At 60.6% G+C, this 25,848-nt stretch carries 25 protein-coding genes; 8 read left to right on the plus strand and 17 right to left on the minus strand.

Annotated features, from left to right (window positions below):
* Positions 1–3: 3 nt before the first annotated feature.
* The 3 genes from AWM79_RS06415 to AWM79_RS06425 are packed head-to-tail and all read right to left on the minus strand — an operon-like array spanning position 4 to position 1,330.
* A complete protein-coding gene (locus AWM79_RS06415) occupies positions 4–459 on the minus strand; it encodes a hypothetical protein (RefSeq protein ID WP_026013385.1) in 456 nt (151 codons plus the stop codon).
* A 31-nt stretch (positions 460–490) separates the two neighbouring features.
* Positions 491–712 (minus strand): hypothetical protein, encoded by a 222-nt coding sequence (locus tag AWM79_RS06420; protein ID WP_017133803.1) that lies wholly within the window; start codon positions 710–712, stop codon positions 491–493.
* Between the two features lie 48 nt (positions 713–760).
* Complete coding sequence (locus tag AWM79_RS06425) at positions 761–1,330, minus strand: hypothetical protein (protein WP_017133802.1); 570 nt, start codon at positions 1,328–1,330, stop codon at positions 761–763.
* Positions 1,331–1,535: 205 nt separating this feature from the next.
* Between AWM79_RS06425 and AWM79_RS06430 the strand changes: the two genes are divergently transcribed.
* The gene (locus tag AWM79_RS06430; protein WP_017133801.1) at positions 1,536–2,330 is read left to right on the plus strand and encodes a tetratricopeptide repeat protein; all 795 of its coding nucleotides are present in this window, start codon (positions 1,536–1,538) and stop codon (positions 2,328–2,330) included.
* An 11-nt stretch (positions 2,331–2,341) separates the two neighbouring features.
* Here the strand turns inward: AWM79_RS06430 and AWM79_RS06435 are convergent, their stop codons facing one another.
* From AWM79_RS06435 to AWM79_RS06495, 13 genes are all read right to left on the minus strand, one after another.
* Positions 2,342–2,755 (minus strand): hypothetical protein, encoded by a 414-nt coding sequence (locus AWM79_RS06435; protein WP_017133800.1) that lies wholly within the window; start codon positions 2,753–2,755, stop codon positions 2,342–2,344.
* A 16-nt stretch (positions 2,756–2,771) separates the two neighbouring features.
* Complete coding sequence (locus AWM79_RS06440; protein ID WP_026013383.1) at positions 2,772–4,076, minus strand: type II and III secretion system protein family protein; 1,305 nt, start codon at positions 4,074–4,076, stop codon at positions 2,772–2,774.
* Positions 4,073–6,214 carry a type III secretion system export apparatus subunit SctV gene (sctV, locus tag AWM79_RS06445; RefSeq protein ID WP_017133798.1) on the minus strand — a complete coding sequence of 714 codons (2,142 nt, stop codon included), beginning with the start codon at positions 6,212–6,214 and terminating at the stop codon, positions 4,073–4,075. Before sctV ends, AWM79_RS06440 begins: the two co-directional genes overlap by 4 nt.
* Positions 6,211–6,546, minus strand: a complete 336-nt coding sequence (locus AWM79_RS06450; protein ID WP_017133797.1) for a hypothetical protein — start codon at positions 6,544–6,546, stop codon at positions 6,211–6,213. Before AWM79_RS06450 ends, sctV begins: the two co-directional genes overlap by 4 nt.
* Complete coding sequence (locus AWM79_RS06455; protein ID WP_017133796.1) at positions 6,543–6,902, minus strand: hypothetical protein; 360 nt, start codon at positions 6,900–6,902, stop codon at positions 6,543–6,545. Before AWM79_RS06455 ends, AWM79_RS06450 begins: the two co-directional genes overlap by 4 nt.
* Before the next feature lie 28 nt (positions 6,903–6,930).
* Complete coding sequence (locus AWM79_RS06460; protein ID WP_017133795.1) at positions 6,931–7,875, minus strand: SctD/MshK family protein; 945 nt, start codon at positions 7,873–7,875, stop codon at positions 6,931–6,933.
* 198 nt (positions 7,876–8,073) lie between these two features.
* Entirely contained in the window at positions 8,074–8,235 is a 162-nt protein-coding gene (locus AWM79_RS25255; RefSeq protein WP_017128419.1) for a hypothetical protein, read from the minus strand.
* 1,038 nt (positions 8,236–9,273) lie between these two features.
* A complete protein-coding gene (gene iolG, locus AWM79_RS06470; RefSeq protein ID WP_060782438.1) occupies positions 9,274–10,287 on the minus strand; it encodes a bifunctional inositol 2-dehydrogenase/D-chiro-inositol 1-dehydrogenase in 1,014 nt (337 codons plus the stop codon).
* A gap of 40 nt (positions 10,288–10,327) precedes the next feature.
* Positions 10,328–12,265, minus strand: coding sequence for a 3D-(3,5/4)-trihydroxycyclohexane-1,2-dione acylhydrolase (decyclizing) (gene iolD / locus AWM79_RS06475; RefSeq protein ID WP_060782439.1), 1,938 nt, complete (start codon positions 12,263–12,265; stop codon positions 10,328–10,330).
* Positions 12,262–13,086, minus strand: a complete 825-nt coding sequence (locus tag AWM79_RS06480) for a TIM barrel protein (protein ID WP_017133791.1) — start codon at positions 13,084–13,086, stop codon at positions 12,262–12,264. Before AWM79_RS06480 ends, iolD begins: the two co-directional genes overlap by 4 nt.
* A gap of 35 nt (positions 13,087–13,121) precedes the next feature.
* Positions 13,122–13,934, minus strand: coding sequence for a 5-deoxy-glucuronate isomerase (gene iolB, locus AWM79_RS06485; protein WP_017133790.1), 813 nt, complete (start codon positions 13,932–13,934; stop codon positions 13,122–13,124).
* Positions 13,931–14,824 carry a myo-inosose-2 dehydratase gene (gene iolE, locus AWM79_RS06490; protein ID WP_017133789.1) on the minus strand — a complete coding sequence of 298 codons (894 nt, stop codon included), beginning with the start codon at positions 14,822–14,824 and terminating at the stop codon, positions 13,931–13,933. Before iolE ends, iolB begins: the two co-directional genes overlap by 4 nt.
* A 30-nt stretch (positions 14,825–14,854) precedes the next feature.
* Positions 14,855–16,792, minus strand: coding sequence for a bifunctional 5-dehydro-2-deoxygluconokinase/5-dehydro-2-deoxyphosphogluconate aldolase (locus tag AWM79_RS06495; protein WP_060782440.1), 1,938 nt, complete (start codon positions 16,790–16,792; stop codon positions 14,855–14,857).
* A gap of 310 nt (positions 16,793–17,102) precedes the next feature.
* On the opposite strand from AWM79_RS06495, the gene AWM79_RS06500 reads away from it, so the two are divergent.
* On the plus strand, positions 17,103–18,017 hold the full coding sequence (locus AWM79_RS06500; RefSeq protein ID WP_017133787.1) for a MurR/RpiR family transcriptional regulator: 915 nt from the start codon (positions 17,103–17,105) through the stop codon (positions 18,015–18,017).
* A gap of 705 nt (positions 18,018–18,722) precedes the next feature.
* On the opposite strand, the gene AWM79_RS06510 is transcribed toward AWM79_RS06500, so the two are convergent.
* Entirely contained in the window at positions 18,723–19,688 is a 966-nt protein-coding gene (locus tag AWM79_RS06510; protein ID WP_026013382.1) for a LysR family transcriptional regulator, read from the minus strand.
* Positions 19,689–19,982: 294 nt separating this feature from the next.
* Here AWM79_RS06510 and argH point away from each other — a divergent pair, with 294 nt between their 5' ends.
* The 6 genes from argH to AWM79_RS06540 all read left to right on the plus strand — a co-directional run bounded on the left by argH (position 19,983) and on the right by AWM79_RS06540 (position 25,847).
* A complete protein-coding gene (gene argH, locus AWM79_RS06515) occupies positions 19,983–21,410 on the plus strand; it encodes an argininosuccinate lyase (protein ID WP_060782442.1) in 1,428 nt (475 codons plus the stop codon).
* A 128-nt stretch (positions 21,411–21,538) separates the two neighbouring features.
* Complete coding sequence (locus AWM79_RS06520) at positions 21,539–22,417, plus strand: amino acid ABC transporter permease (RefSeq protein ID WP_017133783.1); 879 nt, start codon at positions 21,539–21,541, stop codon at positions 22,415–22,417.
* 20 nt (positions 22,418–22,437) lie between these two features.
* The gene (locus AWM79_RS06525; RefSeq protein ID WP_017133782.1) at positions 22,438–23,202 is read left to right on the plus strand and encodes an amino acid ABC transporter ATP-binding protein; all 765 of its coding nucleotides are present in this window, start codon (positions 22,438–22,440) and stop codon (positions 23,200–23,202) included.
* A gap of 41 nt (positions 23,203–23,243) precedes the next feature.
* Positions 23,244–24,062, plus strand: coding sequence for an ABC transporter substrate-binding protein (locus tag AWM79_RS06530; protein WP_060782443.1), 819 nt, complete (start codon positions 23,244–23,246; stop codon positions 24,060–24,062).
* A gap of 29 nt (positions 24,063–24,091) precedes the next feature.
* On the plus strand, positions 24,092–24,934 hold the full coding sequence (locus AWM79_RS06535) for a polysaccharide deacetylase family protein (RefSeq protein ID WP_060782444.1): 843 nt from the start codon (positions 24,092–24,094) through the stop codon (positions 24,932–24,934).
* On the plus strand, positions 24,927–25,847 hold the full coding sequence (locus AWM79_RS06540; protein ID WP_060782445.1) for a polysaccharide deacetylase family protein: 921 nt from the start codon (positions 24,927–24,929) through the stop codon (positions 25,845–25,847). The genes AWM79_RS06535 and AWM79_RS06540 overlap by 8 nt, the downstream gene beginning before the upstream one ends.
* Position 25,848: the final 1 nt, after the last annotated feature.

Genomic DNA, 25,848 nt, shown 5'->3' on the forward strand with positions numbered 1-25,848 from the left:
GGTTTATTGCCCTCGCAACAAGGTATTGGCGGCACCGGAGATCTGCGTGGCGCCACGAACCACCATTTGGGTTTCGATGGAGTAGTCGAACATTCGGCTGAGGGAATGCACGACCTGGTCAAGGTGCTGGTCGGTGACTTTCTTTGTCGATTCGGTGCCGGCGCCACTCGCCGTGCTGCCGCTGGCGGCAGTCGGACTCGCCACTGGTGGATTGCTCATCGGCGAGCCGTTGCTCAGGGCATCGGCCCGTTCGGCAAAGGTCCGCGAACGGTCGATAAAACCGTTCAGGCGCTCCATCAGGTTGCTGCCGATCTGGTGCGGGCTTGCACCTTCGGGCATCGAGCTCTTGGCACTGTTGGCCATGTGCTCGAAGAGATTCTGCGAAGCCACGAGGCCACCCTGCCCTCCGGCAGGCGGCGCCGCCGCTGTTGCTGTTGTCGCCGCTAGACTCACTGTCATGGTGTTACCTCTGGTAGGTTAGGGCCGGGGATCATTCGTCGCCGTCGTCGTCCGCCATGGCGTCGTTGAGCAGCTCATTGAGGCGCGGCATGATGATGAATTGCCCACCGATCTGAATGGCGCCCTGGACCATAAAGTCGGTGAGCTGCTGGTCGTCGCCGCTGGTGTCGCTGGCCTTGTCGACCGCCGCGTCGAACTTACTTTGTGCGTCGACGGCAGGGGTACCGCCGCCTTCGATTGGATTGACTGCCATGATGTATCTCCTTCAAGTGGGATTGCTTGGGGGTCACGGATTGCAAGGTCACTCGGTACTGACTGTGTTGCCACGAAAGACCCGCACGCCTCGCTCGCGAGCCGCCACGGGCACGGCGGCAGGACGCTGCAGGTCAAGGTGTTGCTGGATCAGCATGAGATAGGCCGGCGGCCCGGAGACGAACAGTTCGTCGTCAAGCGGTCCCGCATGTGTCGACAGGTGCTCGCCGAAGACATCGAGATCGTCCAGGTAGGCCTGCAGTTGCTCACGGCCCACTCCATGGGTCTTGAACAGGCGGGTGGCGGTTTCTTCGTCGGTGCTGACATACAGCACATTGCCGTCGAAGAACCAGGTCAGACCATTGGCGTCGGTGATCAGGTCGAGAAATTCGCCGGCGGTCTTGGCCTGGATATGGCTGCGAGCCTTGCCATGGACCTTATCGGACATCACCACCACCAGTTCAAGATTGTGCCCGAACTCCTCCAGCGCACCGCGTATGTCCTGGTCGACCAGCACATAGGCATAGGGTTGGGCATACCAGGCCGGCTCGTCGGCCGCTTGGGCAAGCGCACCGATCAGCGCTACAAACCCCACCAGCAATCGCAGCAGATTAATCATGGACGCCATTTCCCCGCAGAGGGATCGAACACCCGCCCTGAAACCTCGCTTGCCACTGAGAGCACTTACAATCCCCGAAGACGTTTTCCATGGCTTCGGACATAAAACAATCGGACCGCATTTCAGGGTCGATAAAATGACTTTCGGGTGTCACACTCGCCGTCCAAGTTGTCATGTGTTCCCCCTTGCCTGAGGAGTTGCAGTCTTGCCCAAGCCTTTCCCGTCCGCCCTGTTGCTGTTGAGCAGCCTGCTGCTGGTGTCCTGTGCCAACACCCCTGACAACGCGACCGGCGGCGGTGACAGCTACCAGCGGTTCATGCGCCTGGCCAATGACGTCAACGGTCGTGGCGATCCGGGCACGGCGGCGGCGCTGTATGAAAAAGCTGCGGCCCAACCGGGTGCCGAGATCGAGGCCTGGCGCAAGCTCGGTCAGGCGCGGCTCGACAGTGGCGATGCGCGGGCTGCCGAACGCGCTTTCCAGCAGGGCCTGGAGCTCAAGCGTGACGACCCCGTCGCGCTGCTGGGGCTGGGCACGGCGCAACTGCGCCAAGGCAAGCTCGACCGCGCGGCGGTTGCCCTGACCCAGGCGGCGAGCACGTTGAACACGCCGCAGGCCTACAATCGGCTGGGTATCGCTCAGGTACTGCGCGGCCAGACCGCAGACGCCCAGGCGGCTTTCGGCAAGAGCCTGGCCCTGGCCCCTACTGACCTGGATACTCAGTGCAACCTGGCCCTGGCCTATGTCCTGGGCGGCAAGGCCGATCAGGCCCTGAGCAGTATTCGTCAGGTCGGCCAATCGCCTCGGGCGCAGCCCCGGCACCAGCGCAACGAACTGCTGATCCTGGTACTGGCCGGGCGTGAAGCGCAGTTGAGCACGCTGGCGCTGGACGATATTGCGCCGGCCGAGCAGCAACGGCTGCTGGTCGAAGCCCGACGCATCAAGGCCATCGCCGATCCAGCCGCCCAGGCACGCGAGCTGGGGTTGATCGACAGTCACTGATCCGCCCCCATTCATTGAGCGGCCCCGGTGCTGGTCTGGGCTTCCTGCACCGCTTCGCGGCGCTCCTGCTTTTGCCGGTCCTGTCCTTCGATATAGATCTGCGCCGCTCGCCCCACTGGCGCGGCCATGGTCGGGCCGGTGCTGCGGCCCTGAACCAGGTCCTGGCGCTGCTCGACCATTTGCAACAGATTCAGATTGTTGGCGCACCCCAAGGGCAAGGTCGAGCTCAGATCCGGCTCATCCCCTACCACTTCCCGATTGGTTCGCGGCGGTTTCTGGCACTCCACCGGGATCAGCCCGGCGCGCCCGTTTGCATCGCGGGCACTGAGGTAATCCGCCGAATAGGCCACCGGTTCGAGATGGGTCTTGCAGGCGCCCAGCAACACTAGCGAGGCCAGGACGGGTATAAACGACAGGCTTTGCATAGTCTCGACTCCCGGATCAGTTCATGTAGAAGCCGAACGCGCCGCCGCTGCGCGGTCCGGCGGAGGCCGTGGTGGTGCCCTGCATGCCGTCCAGCGGTGTCGCCAAGGTACGACCGCGTACCGGCTCCACCAGATAGGGAGTGATCAGGATCACCAGCTCGGTTTCATTGCGCTGGAAACGCTTGGAGCGGAACAGGTTGCCTAGTACCGGTAACTCGCCGAGCATCGGCAGCTTGTCGACGTCCTGGCTGGTCTCGCGCTGGAACAAGCCAGCGATCGCGAAGGTCTGGCCGCTGCCGACCTCGACCCGCGTGTCGGCCCGGCGGACCCGAAACGATGGCACCTGGATGCCGGAAATGGTGACGGGGTTGCTGTCCATCAAGCTGCTGACCTCGGGCCGTACCTGCAGGGCAATCCGGCCGTTGGGTAGCAGCGTCGGGTTGAATTGCAGCGACACGCCGAAGGACTTGTATTCGATCCCCACCAGGTCACGGCTGACCGGCACCGGGACCGGTACTTCGCCGCCGGCGAGGAAGCTCGCGGTCTGGCCGGTCATGGCAGTGATATTCGGTTCGGCGAGGATTTCCAGGATACCGTTGCTTTGCAATGCCTCAAGCATTGCGTCGATATTCACGTTACCGGAGCTGAGCCCGCCGCTGATCACGTTGCTTGAGCCCGATATCGCACTGGTGGCAAGCGAACTGCCAGTGATCAGGCCGAAAGAGAAGGTGCCGTTATTGAACAGCGAATTCCAGTTGACCCCGTAGCTCAGCAACTCGGAGCGCGAGACTTCAGCAAAGCGCACACGAATATTGACCTGGGCCGAACCGGGATAGGTCGCACCGTTGACACTGCCCTGGAAATTTTGCCCGCGGGGATCGAGCAAGGCATTCAAGTCTGCGGCCTCGGCAACGCTGCCGACGTTGCCTTGAGCCAGCATCCGGTTGCCGGCGCCGCTGATCCGTGCCGTGCTGGTGGGGTGAAGCTCGCGCAAGGGTTGCGCGACGGCCTGGCTACCGGTGCTGATCGCCAGGATCAGCGAGGCCAGCTCTTTGCCGGCGCTATCCAGGGTGATCAGACTGGTCTGGCCGACGCTCTTGCCGAACACATAGATCTGTCCGGGCGATACCACTTGCACATCGGCCACCGCCGGGTCGGCAACCATCACCGAGTCGACAGGGACGCTGAAATGCAGGATACGCCCCTCCCCGGCCGCCAGGTCGAGGTTGCCATGGCTGCCGCTGGCAATGTCCTGGGCCGCTTGCAGACCAGGCGCCAGCAGGATCAAAAGGAGGAGCCAGAGTGGAGGGAATCGTCTCATGAAGCGCTCGCTAAAGAGGTGACCGAGGCACCGGCGGTGTTCCGGCGATAAGCGGCATCGGGCAGGCCGAGAGTAACCAGAGCTTGCAGGTTGTATTCGGTGGTCAGTTCGCGGAACGACAGCACTGGCAGCTCGACTTGCGCTCGCTGAACCAGGCGACGCATGCTTCGGCGCAAGTCGGCATGGACCAGCAACACGGTGCGGTTGTGGGCCGGGAGCTTGTCGCAGGCCTGGCGTAGCTGGCTGATCAGCGAGCGGTTGATCTCTTCCGGCACCAGCTCCCGGGTCGGCTCTGGCCGGCGCAGGGCCGCACGCAACTGTTCCTCCAACGGCGGCGAGAGCACAAAGGCACTGATGACCCGGTTACGGTCGGCGTATTGATGGCAAATCTGCCGGGCCAACGCCGCGCGCATATGCTCGCCCAACCGAGCGGCATCGCTTTCACGGGCGCCCCACTCCACCATGGCCTCCAACAGCGCTCGCTGGTTGCGGATCGACACGCCCTCGGCGACCACATGACGCAGGGTTTCGGCCATGCGCTGCAACGGCACCACGCGCAAGGCCTCCTTGACCAACTCGCCGTAGCCGGACTCCAGGCGAGCAAGTAGTTGGCGGGTTTCCTGGATACCGAGAAAATCCCCCGCATAGTGCCGCAGGCTGCGTTCAAGCACCGCGCGCAGGACCTCGTCGGGAAACAGGAAGGCGGTACCGGAACTACGCAGGTTTTCTTCGTGGCTCGCCTCGACCCACTGTGCCGGACGCCGGGACAACGGTGAGTCGGCTTCCAGTCCGGGGATTTCCAGTAAGCTCAGGTGTACCGAGTCGTCCTGCAGCAACAAACGACCGGCGGGGAGTTGACCCTCGCTGACGGGGACACCTTCGAATTCGACCCGAAAATGCTCGGCGCCCAGGGCATTGTCGACATAGACTCCGGGCAGCGGGATGTCCACCCCCAGGTCGTTACGAATCTCATGGCACAGAGCTTCGATCTTCTGGCGCAACGAATGCAGTGACGAGACTTCAGCCAGGGCGGGTCCCAGCACCAGCAGGACCCGGCTATCAGGCACCAACTCGGGCAAGGGCTGCGCCAACGCTTCGGCTTGCGGCTCGCTGATGAGTTCAGCCTGCTCTTCGATCTCCGCCGAAGCATTCAGCCGATCACGGCGATGTAAGCCGAACACCGCACCACCGATGATCAGCGCCAAGCCGATAAAGATCGCCGAAGGAAAACCCGGCAACAGGCTAACCCCGGCCAGAATCAGCGCGGTCAGAATCAGCGCGCGCTGACTGGCACCCAGTTGTCGGACAATCTCGGTGCCGAGGTCGCCCTGCACGCCGTCGCTATTGACTCGGGTCACCACGGTGCCGGCGGCCACCGAGATCAGCAGCGCGGGGATCTGCGCAATCAGGCCGTCACCCACGGTCAGCAACGAATAGGTGTGCACCGCATTGGCGAAGCTCATGCCGCGTTCGAGCATCCCAATGAGCATCCCGCCCAGCAGGTTGACCAGCAGAATCACCAGGCCAGCGATGGCATCGCCCTTGACGAACTTCATCGCACCGTCCATCGCGCCGAACATCTGGCTTTCCCGCTCCAGCCGCGAACGCCGCCGACGCGCCTCGGCCTGGTCGATATCGCCGTTGCGCAAATCGTTGTCGATGCTCATCTGCTTGCCAGGCATCGCATCCAGGGTGAAACGCGCCGCCACTTCGGCCACCCGTTCGGCGCCCTTGGTGATGACGACAAACTGCGCCACGGTGATGATCAGAAACACCACCAAGCCCACCACCACCTGCCCGGCGATCACAAAGTCGCCGAAGGCCTTGACGATATGTCCGGCATTGCCGTCCAGCAGGATCAGGCGCGTGGTGGTGATCGACAGTGACAGGCGAAACAGCGTGCTGAGCAGGATCAGCGGTGGCAGCGCGGAAAACTCCACCGAATGGGAAATGTAGAACGCGACGATCAGGATCAGGATGCTCAGGGCGATGTTCAGCGCGATCAGCATGTCCACCATATAGGTGGGCAGCGGGATGATCATCATCACAATGGCCATCAACATGAACGCGACAATGATCACGTCGCTGCGCTGAGAAGCGCGTCGGGCCAGGTTATTGAGTTGCTGGCTGAAGTTCATTGTTCGGCCCTCCGCGCCGCCAGGTAACGTTTGAAACACAGCCGCGCATCCTCTTCGTTGCCCACCACCCAGAGCGCCCGGCTGCGCAGCAGCAGCTCGCCGCGAGACTCGCCCTCCAGAGCGCGCAGGCGATCCAGTGCCGCCAGGGCGCGCAGCCCATCGCCAGCATCGGTAAAGGCCATGGCCAGGCTGCGCAGCAGTTCACCGTCGCGTGGTGAAACCTGCACGGCGATCAGCAGCATCACCAGAGCGCGCGGGGTCTGGCCGTTGCGCCGATACAACTCGCCCATGCTCTTGAGCAACGCGGCAAGGTCCTCGTCTTCACGGTTCATGACACCTGTACCTCGGCGCGCTGCTGTTCGACTTGCTGGCGGGTTTCGATTTCCTCACGAATAAAGTCCTCGGCCATCTCACGCACTTGTGGCTCGAAATCCAGGGCTGGCAAGACCTGCTCCAGCACCCGTTGCAGAATTTCCAGGGAACGACCGTTGCCGAACAGTTCGGGGCTGACACTCGACGCCGCGTCTGCTTCGCTGGTGTGTCCGCGCAGGGCCTGACGGGCTCGCACCTCGCGCTTGCGCAGAACCGCCTCGAAGCTCGCCGCCTGGCGCTGGCTAACGGCATTGATGCTTTGGATCGCAGCGGTTTTGTCGGTCAGTTGCACTGACGGGCGATCGACAATTCTCATCGTTCACGCTTCCTTCGGATGGTGCGGGTCATAAAGTGAAGGTGAAGCGTTCTTCGCCACGAGCGAGGACAACCTCGTTATTTTCAATCCGCTCGATCACCCAATTGTCCGGCAACGCGGCACCGGGATAGAGGCGCATGCCGGAGTCGTTGACCACATAAGGATTGGCGCCGAACCAAACAGCCTGGAAACGTACCCGTGGTGCGGCCACGCCTTCGCGCACACTGACGTTCTGATGCAGGATGAAAGTGCGACCATAACGGCTGTCGAAGCCTTTCTGCAGGGCGATCCATTGCGGTTTCTGGGTAGCGTCGAACGAGCCAAGGGCCAGTAGCTGACCCTCCTTGAGCTGCACCGTGATGCCGCTCAGGCGAGCCGCACGCAAACCGTTATCGAGATACCCTTTGGCTTCGGCCAGGGTTAGCGCAGGCTGGCCGACGCCGAGCTCGGCGGGAGAAGCCACGCTGATCGAATCGACAACAGGTAGCGGCTCACTGCGTAACGCAAAGGCGGTGGTAGCACAGACCGCCAGTAAACCCAGAGCAATCCAGCGCCAACCACTACTGGTGACGCTGTTCGGTGCACTGGCAATTGGCGTGCGGACACTCAGCGGGGGCAAGGGCTCGCGATCAAAGGCGAGTTGCAACTCGACGGTGTCCAGCAGGATCCGCAGCGGCATTCGCGCCCGATGGCCATTACCCAAGGGGACCGTCACGCTGCGTGCGCTATCGCCGATGACCCTTATGTCACCCCCCAGAGCCTCGATGGCAACGTAGGCACCGTCGAAACGCAGGCGCAGATGCTCCGCAGCGATGCCTGAATCGCGTAGCATCAGATCAGCCGTTACGGCGCCGCCGATCAGGTAGGTCGGTGCCTCCAGAACCAGCGATACCCCCTGATGCACCCCTTGGGTGATACTCAGAAGCGGCAAACCGCTGGCGGCGCTCGAAGGTCGGGATATCAGGGCTGTCATGACTGGACTTACCACCATCTACTCCGCTAACCGCAGCGGGCCATGTAGCAAATGCACCGATCAGGAACGGTGAACCGTCTTCGGCAGGCCTTGAGCCGGCACCGCAGACCATTCACATGAGATAAGGTGTAAGTTAAGTGCCATTGCGACAATCAGTCTGAACAGGCGAGCGGCGCCAGGCGCCGCTCGCGAGCCAACTCAGTTGGACGGACGCTGTTTGGTAGCGTCGAGCTCTGCTTTTTTGGCAGTGGACAATTCAGTGATTTTTGCAGACTTCTCGATTGCCATATCGAAAGTTGCTTGCATCTTGGCGATGGCTGCGTCTGCGTTGCCGGAGCTTACTGGTGGGACGTCGCTCATTTTGTATCTCCTAGTCTCGGTCAGAAGTTCCTTCAGTTGCACTATTGCAAACTGAAAGCTATGCAAACTACTGGTAATCACGAACGAGGATAACCTTCTCCTGAACCTGACCCCGTTGGTCTGCATGCGTTGCATAGTACTCAGATGAAATTGAAAGAAGCTGTGAAAGCTTGTGAAAACTTGTGGAGAACCAATGCTCATCCGATAACTAGTGGTTAACCGAAGTGCGCTTCTGAATATAGAACTGGGGAGGATACTAATTATCGAAATAATGGCTTCATCGACAGTCGATCCGCTACAACGGGAGTCAACCGCCAGGCGGCGTGTGGTGGCGTCGAAGACAGGGGCGAAAAGCGATTGCCACCAACGATCTGAACGGGCGAGCGGCCCAGGCCAGTAGCCGACGGTGGCATGGGTGCCAGTATTAGGGCCTCGGTACTACGGGGTCTGGCTGCAGGATGGCAGCTCAGGCAATGCCTTCGAGAGTGATTTCACCCTGTGGCGCTACAGGCATCGGCATCATGCAAGATATCGGGCTGATGCATACACCAAGGCTAAACTCCAACAATGGCTTGCCGATATATCGCATGAAAACAGTGATACTGAAATCACATCAGTGAAATTGTGAAAGCTTGTGAAAAGCTGTGGACACTCTATTTAACTTCCAAGGCACTCGACAGTTATTGAAGCTTTATCAGCGCCTTGAAGCTCGGTAGTTTACTCCAGGAAGTAACCAGCTTGTCAATTTGACCATTCGAATTTTGTGACATAGCCAACAAAACTGCGGGAGTATCGTCCGATTTGCGAGAATCCGCTTATTTATTGACCAACTTTGCATGCGCCGACAGCCCTGGTGAATTTTATACTGAGTTCCCCACGCCCGCCCCAATGCGCTAGCGGCCCGATGATCTTGCAGCGACGTATCAATCAGCGCAGACACCGGGCTGCTCAGTTGGGCCATGACCTGCACATTGCTCCCTGGCCTGTCGAGGCTCATCGCCTGCACGATGCAAGGCAGCTCGGTGCCAGCCACCCGGATCAGTTATAAAACGCCGGACGCGGTGGCAAACCGATCCGCACAATCGCGCCGCTGTTCTGCGCCTCGATGCAGGCATCGGCCGCCACCGCTGCGGCGAAGCCGTCCCAGGCTGATGGGCCACCGACCTGCCCGGCCCGCACGCCATCGATAAACCCTTGCAACTCGACGTCGTATGCCGCGATAAAGCGATCCTTCCAGTCCATCAGAATCGCGTTGGACAGCTTGGCTTGGCTGCGCAACTGCACCTGGGAGGGCTCCGGCAACCTGGCGATACCGGTTTCCCCGACCACTTCGCACTGGATGTCATAGCCGTACTGGCAGTTGACGAAGACCTCAACATCAATCCTGGTACCGCGCGCGGTCTCCAGCAGAACGATCTGTGGGTCCTTGAGATGAGGCAAGGCCTTAGGCGACTTGCGTGGAAACACCACCTGCACCGAGACATAGTCATCGGCCAGCAGCCAGCGCAGCACATCCAGTTCATGGATCAGGGTGTCGGTGATCGCCATGTCGGTCTTGTAGTTCTCATCCACGGTGGGGTTGCGGTGGGCGCAATGCAGCATCAGCGGTTCGCCGATCTGCCCGCTGTCAATCACCGCCTTGAGGGCTCGGTAACCCTGGTCGTAGGAACGCATGAAACCGACCTGGACCTGGCGCTTGCCATGGGCGATCTCGGCCTCGACGATCTTGCGACATCCGGCGGCGGTCACCGCCAGGGGTTTTTCGCAGAACACCGGCTTGCCAGCGGCAATCGCCGCTAAGACAAATTCCTCGTGGCTCGGCCCCCAGGACGTCACCAGCACCGCCTCGACTTCCGGCGCGTTGATCAACGCATGACCATCGCAATAGATCTCAGCGACCAGGTCCAGCTCAGCCACTACCTTGGCCGCCTGTTCCAGATTGATATCGGTGACCGCCACCACCTGGCTGTTGAGCAAGGCCTGGCTGCAACGACGGATATGATCGCGGCCGATGGCACCGGTGCCGATCACGCCTAGCTTCAAGGACGACATAGAAGTACTCCCGTTGATAGTCTTATTAAAGGGTGAGCAATCAGTACTGCCGGGCTTTCGCCAATTGGGCATTGAGTTTTTTTGCCGCCGCGTCGGTACGCTCGCGGGTGGACACCTGCGCCACGCCGACCCGCCACCAGGACAGGTAGGAGTGGATCATGGTCTTGGGCAGGACCTTGATATCGATCAGCGTCGACACCGTCTGCAATGGCGCATCGGCCAGAGCCGAGTACAACTGTTCCAGGGTGCTGACTTTGTAGGTCTTGCAACCGTAGGCGGCGGCGCTCATGGCAAAGTCTACCGGCACCAAGCCGCCGTCGAGCTGGCCGGTCTGCGGGTTGCGATAGCGAAACTCGGTGCCGAAGCTGTCCATGCCATGCCCCATCTGCAGGTTGTTGATGCAGCCGAAGCTCATGTTGTCCAGCAGGATCACATTGATCTTGCGCCGCTCCTGGATCGAGGTTGCCAGCTCCGAGTGCAGCATCAGGTAGGAACCGTCGCCGACCAGGGCGTAGACCTCACGTGCCGGCTCCGCCAGCTTCACCCCCAGCGCCGCATTGATCTCGTAGCCCATGCACGAATAGCCGTATTCGACATGGTAGGTATTGACACCCTTGCTGCGCCACGCCCGTTGCAGATCGCCCGGCAGGCTGCCGGCCGCGGCGACTATCACCGCATCGTCGGCCAGGGTCTCGTTCAGTACGCCCAGCACCCGACTCTGGGTCAGGCAGGAGCCGGTCAGTTCGATAAATTCGCGCAGGACCGCCGGGTCGGTGTGGTCGTTGACCTCTGGAGCGAAGTCTGCTGCTTGGTACTCGATCTGATAAACCCGCTCGATTTCCTCTTCGAGCAGGACCTTGGCCTGCCGTGGCCGATCCCCCCAATCGCTGCGATAGCCCGAATCGGCCAGAGCCTTGGACAGTGCCTCTAAACCGCTACGGGCATCGGCCAGCAGTTGTACACCGTCGAGCTTGAGGGCGTCGCAGGGGCTGATATTGAGGTTGAGGAACTCGACCTGTGGGTGCTGGAACAGCCATTTCGAGGACGTAGTGAAGTCGCTGTAACGGGTACCGACGCCGATGATCAGGTCAGCGTCCCGGACCAACAGGTTGGCCGCCAGGCAACCGGTCTCGCCGATACCGCCGACATTCAGCGGATGCGCCGACACAATCGCACTCTTGCCGGCCTGGGTCTCGGCAAAGGGAATGGCGAAACGCTCGGCAAACGCCTGCAAGGCCGCACCGGCGCCCGAATAACGCACCCCGCCGCCGCAGATGATCAGCGGTGTGCGCTTGCCCTTGAGCAGCGCCACGGCGTCGCCGAGCATGGCGTCGGTGGCTGGCCGGCGGTCAATACGATGCACGCGTTTTTGCAGGAAATAGTCTGGGTAGTCATAGGCCTCGGCCTGCACATCCTGGGGCAAGGCCAGGGTCACCGCACCGGTTTCGGCCGGATCGGTAAGTACGCGCATGGCCTGGATCGCCGCGCTCATCAGTTGTTCGGGACGGTTGATCCGGTCCCAATATTTGCTCACTGCCTTGAACGCATCGTTGGTACTGATACTCAGGTCGTGGAACTGCTCGATCTGCTGCAGCACCGGGTCGGGCTGGCGGCTGGCATAGACATCCCCCGGCAACAGCAACAGCGGGATGCGATTGGCGCTGGCCGTGGCCGCTGCCGTCAACATGTTCGCCGCCCCCGGACCGACCGACGATGTGCAGGCATAGATCCGACGCCGCAGGTGCTGCTTGGCGAAACCGATGGCGGCATGACCCATGCCTTGCTCATTGCGGCCCTGATGCACCACCAGTTCGCCGCTGTCCTGCTCAAGCGCCTGGCCCAGGCCCAGGACATTGCCGTGGCCGAAAATGCTGAAAACCCCGGCGACGAACTTGCTTTGCACCCCGTCCACCTCGACATACTGGTTATCGAGGAATTTCACCAGGGCCTGGGCCATCGTCAGTCGTGTCGTGCTCATGCCGCCACCGTGCGGGTCAGGTGATCCATGCTTGCCCCCACGGCCTGGCGGATATCCGTCAGGCCGTGGACGCTCTCGGCAAATGGCTCGAAGGACAGATGCCCTCTGTAGCCAGTGGCGAGCAAGTGGCGGATCTGTGCCGCGTTACCGAGAATATCCGCCTCACCCACCAGTACCCGATGACCATCGCGAATGCTCGCCAGCGGGGCCTCGGTATCTTCCACGCCGGAGATATGCACCAGGCCGGTCAGTTCGGGGAAAAACTCCTCTTCACCCGCCAGATGGTGATGAAAGGTGTCGTGTACCAGGCGGAACACATCCAGCCCGCCAATGGCCTCAATGGCATCGACCGCCTGGCGTTTGCGCCGCAGCGAACACTCCTCGAAACCCAATGGTTCGATAAGACCGAGGATGGCGTATTCGCGCAGGATCGGCGCCAGTTCATTCAATGCGGTGCGCAAGCCCGCGGCGCGTTCGGCGGCGTTACGCGGGTCGGTACGATCGTTCAACGGACACATGACCAGCGCCTCGGCCCCGCAGTCGCGAGCATAGGTCGCCAACCGGATAGCGTGGGCACGGCGCTCATCGTTCCACACATCGAAGGGGTACAGCGCATTGATGGACAACACCCGAAGTCCTTCGCCGGCACACAAGCGGCGAATGTCCTCGGGCGAGCTGCCGTCCTCGATCTCGATACCCTCGATGTCGTTGCGAATCTCGATGGCATCTGCCTTGAGGCTGACTGCCAGGGCGATGAAGTCCGCCAGGGCTAAGCGTGGGGCAACCATACGATTGAGGGCGAAACGCAGGGGCTGGCGCATTATCGTTGTTCTCCGTGAACAGGGGCTGGAATTCGTCAGAGGTCCATCAGCCAGGCGTGTTGAGGGTCGTTGTGGAACTGCCAGATGCGTTTGGGCCCGGCCATTACGTTCAGGTAATAGGACTCGTAGCCGTAGGGCACGCTGACCGGGTGATAACCCTTGGGCACCACCACCAGGTCGCTGTTCTCCACAGCCATGGCCTGGTCGAGGCTGCGGTCGTCGGTGTAGACCCGCTGGAAGACAAAGCCTTGGGGCGGATTGACCTGGTGGTAGTAGGTTTCTTCCAGGAAACTCTGGTGCGGCAGGTCATCGGTGTCATGCTTGTGCGGTGGATAGCTGGAGGAATGCCCTGACGGCGTGCGTACCTCGACCACTAGTAGCGAATGCGCCGGCTCGCTGTCCGGCAGAATATCGCAGACATAACGAGTGTTGGCACCTTTGCCGCGCACGGAGCGCTTCATCTGTTCGGGCCGGATCAACCGTGCTGGCAGCCGCGCGGACGCGCAGCCCGGTGCCGCGCAGACGGCAATCTGCACATCGTTGCTCAGGGCACTGATCCGGGCCTGACTATGAGGCGGCAGGTACGCGGCATAGGGCGACTGGTCCTCGAAGACCGAGTGCCGCTCGCCGATATTGCCCCAGTGAAAGCCCCCCTGCCCCGGCGTCTCGCCCTTGATATCGACCTGCCCGGACAGCACCACCACGCACCGTTCACGGTCATCGGCATCGACCGACAGGCTCTCCCCAGGGGGCAGGCGGTAGGCCGCAAATCCCACGTACTCCAGGGTTCCGGCAGGCAATGCGACCATCTGCTGGCCACGGGGAAAACTCTTGACCAGCAGGTTCATGGCACGCTCCTCTCGTTCAACAGTGCCCGCAGGGTGTCATAGCCTTTTTTCGCATAGGCGTAACTCGGAGCCACGGCCGGGTCCTGTTCCGCTTCGACCACCAGCCAGCCCCGGTAATCCGCGGCCAACAACACATCGAGCAATGCGGCAAAATCGATATCGCCATCGCCCGGTACCGTGAAGGTACCGTTGATGATGCACTCCGGGAAGCTCCAGAGGTTGTTGCGTGCCAGTTGCACCACGGGTTGACGCACATCCTTGAAATGCACATGGCAGACTCGTTGAATATGCTTGCGCAAAACCTCCAGCGGCTCGCCGCCGCCCATGTAACAGTGCCCGGAATCGAACAGCAGACCGACTTCCGGCCCCGTCAGGCGCATCAGGGTGTCGATGTCCGTCGGCGATTCGACATAGGCGCCCATATGATGGTGGTAAGCCAGGCGTATGCCTCGCGATAGAGTGAACCGTGCCAGCTCGGTGAGTTTGTCGGCATAGACCTGCCAGGCCTGTTCGCCGTGCAAGCGTGGTCGCTCGACCAGGCGGATGCGCTGGCCCTGGATAGAGTCGGCGACTTCACCGTAGACCAGCACCTTGGCGCCGTTGTATGCCAGCAACTCGACATGGCTGGCGATGGCATCGATTTCCTCGGCGGCGCCACGATGCGCCAGACGGCCAGAGTACCAGCCCGAGACCAATGCCAGGCCGTAGGGACGCAAGACATCGCCAACGCCTTTGGCGTCTTTGGGAAACTTGCCGTTGAGTTCGAAGCCTTCGTAGCCGATGGCCTGGCCTTCGCTCAAGGCAGTGCTGAGGGGCGTTTCGCCGCCGAGGGAAGGCAGGTCGTCATTGCTCCATGAAATCGGGTTGATGCCAATACGGATAGCGGGCATGGACTGCACCTTTTCTGGTTGTTCAAAACCTCAGGCCCTGGTTTCGCACCAGGCATCGATCAACTGCATGAAAATCGCCTGTACCGCGCGAATCAGCCCTTCATCGTCGAGTTCCCCCGCCAGCCAGGCCCGGCTGGGTTCATAGTGAATCGTGCGCCCCACCGCAAAACCGCGACAGATACTGCTGCGCCCGGCCTGGCGAAAGCCTTCGGCCAGCGCGTCGACCGGCGCATTGAGACCCAGTAGGACCACGCCACGGCAGTACGGGTCGCGCTCCTGGATCAGTGCGTCGAGGCGCTGCCAGTCCTGCGCGCTCTGTGCCTCGATCTTCCACCAGGCCGGGAAGATACTCAGGTTGTACAGGCGTTTGATTGCGCGATAGAGCGCATCGGGATGGGGCGAAGGATGATCCTTGGGCACAATGATCTCCAGCAGCAACTCATGCCCACTGACCTGGGACGCCTGGTACAACCCGAGGACCTGTGCTTCCTGCTCCAGTCGCAGCAGCGGCTCGTCATCGGGGTGGTAGTGCACCAGGCACTTGATGATCTGCTCTTGGGGCCAATTGATCAGGTTGCTGCCCACCGAGCGTCCGTGCTCGAACGCCAGTGGCCGCGAACCCTGGACTTCCACCGGACGTGCAACCCACCAGCCGCGACCAGTCGCCGCATTCAGGGCGTCCTGGCCAAAACGCTGGTCGGCGAGCAGACCGATATCCGCCGCTATGCCCTGGCGGTGCAGATCGACCTCGACCCGCTCCACAGCCTTGATGAACAGTTGTTTGAGGTGGCAGATGCAGGCTGGGTCGCGCCCACCCTGGCGCGCCAGTTCCACCAATTGCCCGCGATGATCGAAAGCAAAGATAAACAACTGCTTCCAGGCTTTGCGCGGCACGCTGACCTGATGCAGGCGTTGCAACACTGCGTCCTGATCAGGACGGCTAATCGGCACCGGACTACTGAACAGATAGTCCAGCTCGGCGCGGGTCGGCATCGCCGGGGCGCAGGCATGCCGGGAAACCACCAGGCCGCCGCAGGCGTTGGCCAGGCGACAGCACTGTTCGTCATCGGCACCACCCAACCAACCACTGAGAAACCCGGCCATGAAAGCATCGCCAGCCCCCAGCACATTCAGCACTTGAACCTGAACACCCGGATAGATCGCACCCTCTTCCAGGCGTGCCGGAATCGCCCCGTGAATCACCGTACAACCCTGCGGGCCAAGCTTGACCACTAAGGTTGCGGCGGTCAGTTCGCGCACCCGGCGCAGGGCTGGCAACAATTGGTCCGAACCACCGGCGATGAGGAACTCCTCTTCGGTACCGACGATCAGGTCGAAGCGCGCCAGGATTGCCTGCACATGGGTGCTGACCTGCTGGTCGGCGACAAAGCGGGTTTCCCCATCGGCCTTCCCGGCCAGGCCCCAGAGCACCGGGCGATAGTCGATGTCGAGCACGCGCTTGACCTGATGTTTCTCGGCAAAGTCCAGGGCCTGGATGCTGGCTTTGTAGACCCCTTCGGTGGAGAAGTGCGTGCCGGTGATCAGCAGGGATCGGCTGGAAGCGATAAAGTTTTCTGAAATGTCTTCGGCGCACAACGCCATATCGGCGCAATTTTCCCGGTAGAACACCAAGGGGAAAGTTTCGCGGTCTTTGAGACCGAGCAGGACCATGGCGGTCAAGCGTTGCGGGTCGATGGTGACGCCGCTGACATCGCAGCCTTCACGGGCCAGAGACTCCAGCAGGAAGCGCCCCATATGATCGTCGCCGACCCGACTCAACATAGCTGACTTGAGTCCCAGTCGGGCGGTGCCGAAGGCAATGTTGGCCGAGGAGCCACCCAGGTACTTGGCGAAGCTGCCGACGTCCTCCAAACGTGCGCCGACCTGCTGTGCATAAAGGTCGACGCCCAGACGTCCAAGGCAGATCAGATCAAATTGACGCCCATTGGCAAAACGAGTTTGACCCATGCTGGCTCCTGTTATTTTTATCAGTCGACGCCCCTCGCCCGAGCGACGAGGCAGGTGCTTGCTGAATGCAGACTAAAACGTCTGGTGGAGCCAATCAATATTTTTTCTATATATTTTTACGTGGAATATTTTTTCCAATAAACTTCCACAAAATCGCGGCGAGCGAGGTGCATCGATTCAGCTCCGCCAGCGGCTCCCATGGCGACGCTATTTTTGGCGCCTACCCTGTAGACTGCGCAGGCCAACCTATTGTCAGGGGCCGACCGGACAAGTGCCCGCGCCCTAAAAGAACAAACCAGAAGGATTCACTATGTCCCGTACCGATCAGCCGGCTTCGACCTCGCCTGTCGACGACCTTCCCAGCGCCCCGATCAATGCCGAGCGTCTGTTGCAGCTGATCACCGAGGAATACGAAGACCTGCCCCGTCAGCTCAAGCGCATCGCCAGCTATATGAGCCAGCAGAGCGATCGAATCATGGTCGATCGGATCAGCGATATCGCCCGCGAATGCGAAGTGCATCCGTCGGCGATCGTGCGCTTCTCCCAGCGTTTCGGCTTCAGCGGTTTCAGCGAAATGCAGGCCTTGTTCCGCGAGGCCTATACCCACAAGACCACACCGGTACAGAACTACCAGCAGCGCATTCGTAGCATGATCGCCAACAAATCGCAGAAAGCCAGTAGCGCAGACCTGGCACGCGATTGTATCAACGCGACGCTCTGCGGGATCGAGCGACTGGGCCTGGAACTCGACGATGCCGCCTTCGAAAAGGCCGTGGACCTGGTGGTCAACGCCGATAATATCTATGTGGTCGGCGTGCGCCGTTCGTTCGCCGTGGCCGACTACCTGGTCTATAACCTGCAGCACACCAACAAGCGTATTCACCTGGTGTCCGGCTTGGGCGGCAGCTATCGCGAGCAGATGCGTAGCGTGCGGGCCAACGACCTGGTGATCGCCATCAGCTTCACGCCCTACGGCAAGGAAACCCAGCACTGCCTGCGCATTGCCCAGCACCATCAGGCTAACACCCTGATCATTACCGACAGCAATCTGTCACCCCTGGCCAAGCGGGCCAATACGGTGTTGCTGGTCAATGAGGGCAGCTCTTTCGCTTTCCGTTCCCTGAGCGCCACGCTGTGCCTGTGTCAGGCGCTGTTCATTGCCGTGGCCTACCGATTGGAACTGAAGATGGATGAAATTCATGAACAGGCCGGGTTTGACGATTGAGGGTTCGCCAGTGCTAAAAAGCCTATGGTAACAAGATATTACCCGAGGTTTTTAGGTCGGAATATCAGCAGCAGTAACGCTAATCAAGGACTATTCCCACAATTGATGTTTTGGATACCGACTCGCCATGCTGACGCGACGGCGCATTCCTTATCTCGAATACGCAGTTTCGCATTTTTCGATTTGGCTTAACCCTACACTCCTGCAAAAAACTAGAAAGATCCTACGGATAAACCCGTAAATATAACGGGTACTAAAAGCCCCACCCAGCCAACCTCGCACGATTTGCTGACTTACAATAAATCCGTGGACTTGTTCGAACTTCAAAGGTGAGTTTGCGCTGCTGGACGCACGCCACTTGCAGTTCTGTCGCGACACCCACGCCCTCTCTGATCTGATGCCGCCACAGTTGGCAAGGAACCGTCCATGTGCCAAAAAAACCGCCCACGAAAACCGGCCTGTGCTACGTCGCACCTGCAACTACCGTCCGGGCTCTTGCCTGCGAGAGCCGTTACACCGCCGCTGTTGAACGGCCTGATGAAATTGCGCGATGTATTGGTAGCATTCAAGGGGCCACTGGCCGATGACCCAGGCTACCGCGGTGTCATCGAAGGGCTGCTGTTCAACAATGAAGTCCACGAGCGCATCCTCGGCAAACAGGTTCGCGAGAGCGCCGGTCACTTGCTGTTCAGCCCATGGTACAGCCTAGACCGGCGCCTTGAGATCCACTCCCAGGGACCGGGCGAAAGCCTTGATCAAGGGGCCACGCACCGTATTGTGGCGCAGGATCAGGTTGAATGAGGTGTTGAAGCGGATGGTCTCCGGTCGCAACGCCCGCAACTGTCCTTGAGCAACCAGCGCAGCGGCATAGTGCTGCGGCAGAAAGCCGACAAAACGTCCGGTCTGGATCAGCATCGCCACCGCTTCGACCTGGGAAGCGGAAGCCGAATAACTGTCGTGGCCAACAAAGTCGAGCTTGTCCCGGTGAATCGCATAACGATGATTGACGAACGCATGGTTACGCAGCACATCCCGGTCGATCAGAGAATCGTCGAGATCGAACAACGAATGCCCGACACCACAGTAAGCCTCAGACAGTTCCTCATAGAGGGAAAAATAGTCAAATTCTTCTCTTTTCTGATACACCGGCACAATGCCGGCAACAAATCGCCCTTCAACTACCCCGCGTTCCACCTCATCCAATTGCGCTGCATGCAGGCGAAACCTTACTTTCGGTGATTCATCGTTGATGATCCGCAAGGCAGCAACTAACGGTGAGTTAGGGTCGGAAATAGTGTTATCTACGACGCCGATACTAAGGTCGCCGACCAATTCATTCTGTGCCGAACTAAGCCGGTCCCTGAATTTGTCCACCGATGCAAATAACTCAATGGATGCCTGATACACCAGGCTACCCTCTTCGGTAAGGCAGAAACCTTCCCGACCACGCGTGCAGAGGCGCATGCCGATCCGGATTTCCAAGTCGGAAATCTGCTTACTGATAGCCGCGAGCCCTACATTCAGCTCATTCTGGGCCGCACTGAAGCCTCCCGCCTCGACCACGGCCTTGAACACCTTGAGCAATTTGAAATCCAACCCACTGAGGGCCAACGGCGCTCTCTGGCCGGGTTTTACCGATGGGTTTCCAGAAGTGGAAAGTTGAGTTTCCATAATGCTTATTGACCTCAAACCGCCTAATCACCAGAATTTTTCCCACAACAAGAACGCAGCCGGTCAATAATAATGAACACAGAAAACAGGGCTTGGCAACCACAATCAACTTCTGCCAATCCGCGACAATTCGTTGATTCTACGCATTTAAAAACCGACACTTCGGTCAGTCCTCATCACTTACAACTGCCTTTCTGAAAACGGCATGACCCGTCCTGCTTCGGCCGGCTCGCCCCGCCTGAACGCTTACCGCGGTCCCGCCTTGAACATTCAATCTGCTTGAGGAAAACAACAATGAACCAAGCCACCGATCGCCTTTGGGGCGCTCGTTTCAAAAGCGGCCCGTCCGCTGCTCTGGCTGCCTTGTCGCGTTGCCCGGACCGCTACTTCCGCTTGACACCCTACGATCTCGCGGGCGGAAAGGCCCACGCCCATGAATTGCAGCGCGCCGGCCTGCTCGACGAGCAGGAAACCCGGAGGATGGTCGAAGCGCTCGATGTTATCGGCGAGGATTTCCGCGCCGGACGCATCGCGCCGACCCTCGACGATGAGGACGTGCATACCTTTATCGAACGATTGCTGACCGAACGCCTCGGTGCCCTGGGCGGCAAGCTGCGTGCCGGTCGCTCGCGCAACGACCAGACCGCCAACGATCTGCGGCTGTTTCTGCGCGATCATGTGCGAACTCTCGCGGTGGAAGTCCTGGTGCTGCAACAGGCTTTGGTCGAACAGGCCGAGCAGCATGTAGAAAGCATCTGCCCCGGCTTCACCCACCTGCAGCAGGCCCAGCCGATCGTTTTCGCCCACCATTTGCTGGCCCATGCGCAATCCATGCTACGCGACGTCCAGCGCCTGATGGACTGGGATGCCCGCACCGCACTGTCGCCCCTGGGTGCAGCCGCGATGGCTGGTTCGGCCATCGCTCGCCAGCCGCAGCAGTCGGCGCGGGAAATGGGTTACAACGGCGTCTGCGAAAACTCCATCGATGCCGTCGCCAGCCGTGACCACGTCGCCGAATTCCTGTTTGTCGCCAGCATGCTAGGGATCAATATCTCGCGCCTGGCCGAGGAGTTCTGCCTGTGGTCGTCGCGTCAGTTCCGCTGGGTCATGCTGGACGATGCCTATGCCACCGGCAGTTCGATCATGCCGCAGAAAAAGAACCCGGATATCGCCGAGCTGGCTCGGGGCAAGGCGGGGCGCCTGATTGGTAACCTGACCGGCTTGCTGTCGACCCTAAAGTCCCTGCCGCTGTCCTATAACCGCGACCTGAGCGAGGACAAGAACGGCGTACTCGACAGCGTCGATACCCTGCTATTGGTGTTGCCTGCCATGGCCGGGATGGTCGCGACCATGACCGTCAATGTCGGGGAGCTGCGACGCCAGGCGCCCCTGGGTTTCACCCTCGCCACCGAGGTTGCCGACTGGCTGGCGGTGCGGGGCGTGCCGTTCAAAGAAGCCCATGAAATCACCGGGGCGTTGGTCAAAGCCTGCGAAGCCCAGGGTATCGAACTCGAAGATGCCAGCCCTGCCCTGCTGACCGAGATCGACAGCCGCCTGACCCCACAAGTACTCGACAGTCTGACGCTCGAAGCCGCCATCAATGCGCGCAGCGGTTGGGGCGGCACCGCACCGCAACAGGTTCGCGAGCAGATTGCCCGGTTGAAAACTGCCCTGGCGGAACAAGCCCACTGGGTGCGCGAATACCGCGGCTTTCGTTTGTAACCAGAACTCGAAAACACCGACGATCCTGTAGCAGACGGGCTTGCGGGAAAGCCCGTCTGCTACAGGGACGGTTTTGTATGACAGCGATAACGGCGGCGCCCAAGCGGTACCACCTGAGGAGAAAGACCATGAGCCTGACCCAGGCAGAACGCCTGCTCGCCGAGCGCAAGCAGGCCGAGAACCAGTTCGATATTACCCAATACGAGCACGTGCCCCGGCGTTACTACGGGCGGATATTCTTTGCCACGGTGATCGTCATCGCCTTGGTGGGGCTGCTCCGCGCCTTTGCCAATGGCCAGATCGAATGGAGCTATATCGGCCAGTTCTTCACCGCCAAATCAATCCTCACCGGCCTGCTGAACACCCTGATCATGGCTGTCCTGGCGATGATCCTGGGCATTGTCTTCGGCGTAATCACCGCGATCATGCGCATGTCGAGCAACCCGATCCTGCGCTACGTGGCAATTACCTACACGTGGTTGTTTCGCGGCACGCCGCTGATCCTCCAGTTGCTGCTGTGGTTCAACCTGGCGCTGATCTTCCCCACCGTTGGGATTCCCGGCCTGTTTCAGCTCGACACTGTGAGCCTGATGACCCCATTCGTCGCGGCACTCCTGGGCCTGAGCATCAACCAGGGCGCCTACACAGCCGAAGTGGTGCGTGCCGGCCTGCTGTCCGTGGACACCGGCCAGTATGAAGCGGCCAAGTCCATTGGCATGCCACGCCTGCAGGCCCTGCGTCGGATCATCCTGCCCCAGGCCATGCGCATCATCATTCCGCCGGTGGGCAACGAATTCATCAGCATGGTCAAGGCGACCAGCCTGGCGAGCGTGATTCAGTATTCGGAACTGCTCTACAACGCGCAAAACATCTACTACGCCAACGCCCGCGTGATGGAACTGCTGATGGTTGCCGGTATCTGGTACTTACTGGCCATTACCGTACTGTCCTTTGGTCAAAGCCGTCTGGAACGCCGATTCGCTCGCGGCGCCGGCAAGCGTTCGTAAGCGCCCAGGAGAATTCGAACATGAGAAGCATCGTCAAGGCCGTCGGCCTGAACAAATACTACGACTCGTTCCACGCCCTCAAGGACGTCGGCATCGAGGTCGAACAGGGCGAAGTGCTGTGCATCATCGGCCCGTCCGGTTCCGGTAAAAGCACTCTGCTGCGTTGCGTCAACCAACTGGAAAAAATCGACAAGGGCGGCCTTTGGGTTGACGGCGAGTTGGTCGGCTATCGCATTGCCGGCAACAAGTTGCACGAACTCAACGAAGCGCAGATCGCCCGTCAGCGCCTGGCCACCGGCATGGTGTTCCAGCGCTTTAACCTGTTCCCGCACATGACCGTGCTGGAAAACATCATCGAAGGTCCTGTCCAAGTCCTGCGCCGCTCGCCCAAGGAGTCCGTCGAGGAAGCCCTGGAGCTGTTGGCACGGGTCGGCCTGGCCGACAAACGCAACAGCTATCCCATTGAGCTGTCCGGCGGCCAGCAGCAACGGGTAGCCATCGCCCGTGCCCTGGCGATGCGGCCCAAGCTGATGTTGTTCGATGAACCCACTTCGGCACTCGACCCGGAACTGGTCGGTGAGGTGCTGTCGGTGATGCGCGATCTGGCGCGCACCGGCATGACCATGATCGTCGTCACCCATGAGCTGGGCTTCGCGCGTGAAGTCTCAAACCGCATGGTGTTCATGGACGGCGGGCAGATCGTGGAGGAAGGAAGCCCCGAAGAAATCCTGATAAACCCGCAGAACCACCGTACCCAAAGCTTCATTTCTGCCGTTCGAACCTAGGCTCACCTGAACCTCACAACACTCATAATAAGAGAACGACCATGAAGAACTCCATAATCCCAGCAGTACTCGCCGGCCTGATGGCTTCCAGCTTCACCTGGGCCGCCGAATTGCCCGCCAGCATCAAGGCCAAGGGCGAAATCGTCGCGGCCATCATGCCTAACTATCCACCGATGGACTTCAAAGACCCGGCCACCAACGAACTCACCGGTGTCGACTATGACCTGGGCAACGCCCTGGCCGAACGCCTGGGCGTGAAGATGAAATGGCAGGAAACTTCCTTTGAGCAGATGGTCAACGCCCTGACCACCAAGCGCGTCGACATCGTGCTCTCGGGCATGACCGACACCGCTGAACGCCAGAAGGCCATTGACTTTGTCGATTACTTCACCAGCGGTTCGCAGTTCTACACCCTGGAGAAGAACAAGGACATCAACCAGATGACCGATATCTGCGGCAAGACGGCCGGCACCAGTCGCCGTACCACCTTTCCGGCGGAAATCGCCGCTTGGAGCAGCGCACACTGCCCGGCTGACAAGCAGATCAAGGTCATCGGCACCGAAGGCTCCGCCGACGCCCGTGCGCAACTGCGCCAGAGCCGCATCAACGCCGCCGTGCAAGGCAGCGAGACCTTGCCGTACCTGGCCACCCAGGAAAAGAACACCTTCAAGATCATCGGTACGCCGATGACCGTGCAGTTCACCGGAATTGGCGTGAGCAAGGATAACCAGCAACTGCGTGACGCTATCCAGGCTGCCCTGCAAGACATGATCGCCGACGGCAGCTACCAGGCCATCCTGAAGAAATGGGAACTGGCGGTGGGCGCGATCGACACCGTCTCCATCAACAAAGGCCAGTAACCGTCGGTGTAGAGAAGGAATAACCACCCATGTCCCCGACACCGACCTGGCCAAGCGGGCATCAAGCCTGCCTGGCCCTGGCCTTCGACCTCGACGGGCCCACCGGCGATGCCATGCTCGACGATTCGATCTGGCATAAGCCCGAGTACTTCGGCTTTGGTGGCTACGGCCCGTATCGGGCATTGCCGCGGCTACTGGACCTGCTGGAGGAGTTTGGCCTGCCGAGCACTTTCTTCGTCCCAGCCTGGGTCGTGGAAAACTGGCCGCGCCAATGCCAGGCAATCATCGAGCGCGGACATGAGGTGGCCTACCACGGCTACAAACACGAATCCTTTTACGCCCTTTCGCTGGACCAGCAGAAGGACGTCATGAAGAAATGCCGCGAGGTGTTCTGGCAGCACCTGAATATCCGCGCCGAGGGCTTTCGCACACCTTCCGGTGACTGGCATGCCGAGACGCCGGCAATGTTGGTGGAAGCTGGCGTGATTTATTCCAGCAGCATGCGCGGGGATGACCGACCTTACTTGGTGAATGTGCCTGGCCACCGCCAGCCGCTGGTGGAAATTCCCGGGCGCTGGGAGATGGATGACTACGCCTCGATTGCCTATACCCGTGGGCCGGACTTCCCCTCCGGGCTGGATCGCACCGCCAGCTACGAGCTGACCCTGGACAACTGGTGCCGCGAGTTCGACGGCGCGGCGAACGAAGGTCTGTGCCTGACCACCCTGTTCCATCCCAAAATCATCGGCAAACCGGGGCGCCTGCTGTTGCTCGAACGGCTGTTCGAGCATATGCGCCAGCGCGATGACGTCTGGTTCGGCACCTGCCGCGAGGTCGCCCGTTGGTGGCTCAAGGAGCATCATCATGGCTGAGTTCCAACGCACGATAGTGCAAAAGCCTGCCTTCGAGAGCCCATGGCCGGCGTCGTATCGCAGCGCGGTGGTGATCACCGTGGACTACAACGACATCCACGGCATCCTCACCCAAGCCCCGCAAGTGGCTGGGCGCGACAAAACACTGTCGGTCTGGCGCTATGGCAGCCAGCGTGGGGTCAATCGCCTGCTCGGACTGTTCGACGAGTTGCAGGTGCGCAGTAGCTGGTGCATTCCTGGCATCGTTGCCGAGGAAAACCCGGCACATATCCAGGCGATCCTCGCGGGCGGCCATGAGATCGCCTGCGCCGGTTATCGGCACCAGAACTACGACCTGCTCACTCTTACGGAGCAGAAGGCAGCACTGGTCCACGGTTGCGAGGCCTTGGCGGCATTGACCGGGCAACGGCCACGAGGCTTTCGGATTCCAGCCGGCAACTGGCTGCCGGGTTTTACCGAGGCCCTACAGGAGCAGGGCATCCACTGGTCGTCGTCATGGCGCGGCGATGATCTGCCGTTCGCCCACCCGAGCGCCCCGTCACTGATCGAGCTGCCGTTGCACTACGAGTTAGAAGACGAGCCCTACTTCGCCTTCAACCTCAGCCCTGCCGTGCCGCCGGCGCAATCGCGGATCGCCTCCTACCGGCACACTCTGGGCAATATGCAGATGGACTTTGCCGGTTTCCACCGCTTCGGCCTGTGCTACCTACTGCGCCTGCACCCGGAAATCATCGCCACGCCGGGCCGCATCGGTGTGCTGCGCGAATTGATCCAGGGGATCCAGCAGCACGAGGATGTGTGGATCGCCCGCGCCGAAGAAGTCGCCCAATGGTGGGCCCGCAGCGCCGCGCCGATGACCGATGATCACCCGAGCGCGGTCTACGAGCAACACTATCGGAATTACCAGCCATGAA

It is taken from the genome of Pseudomonas agarici, from assembly GCF_001543125.1.
Classification (GTDB): domain Bacteria; phylum Pseudomonadota; class Gammaproteobacteria; order Pseudomonadales; family Pseudomonadaceae; genus Aquipseudomonas; species Aquipseudomonas agarici.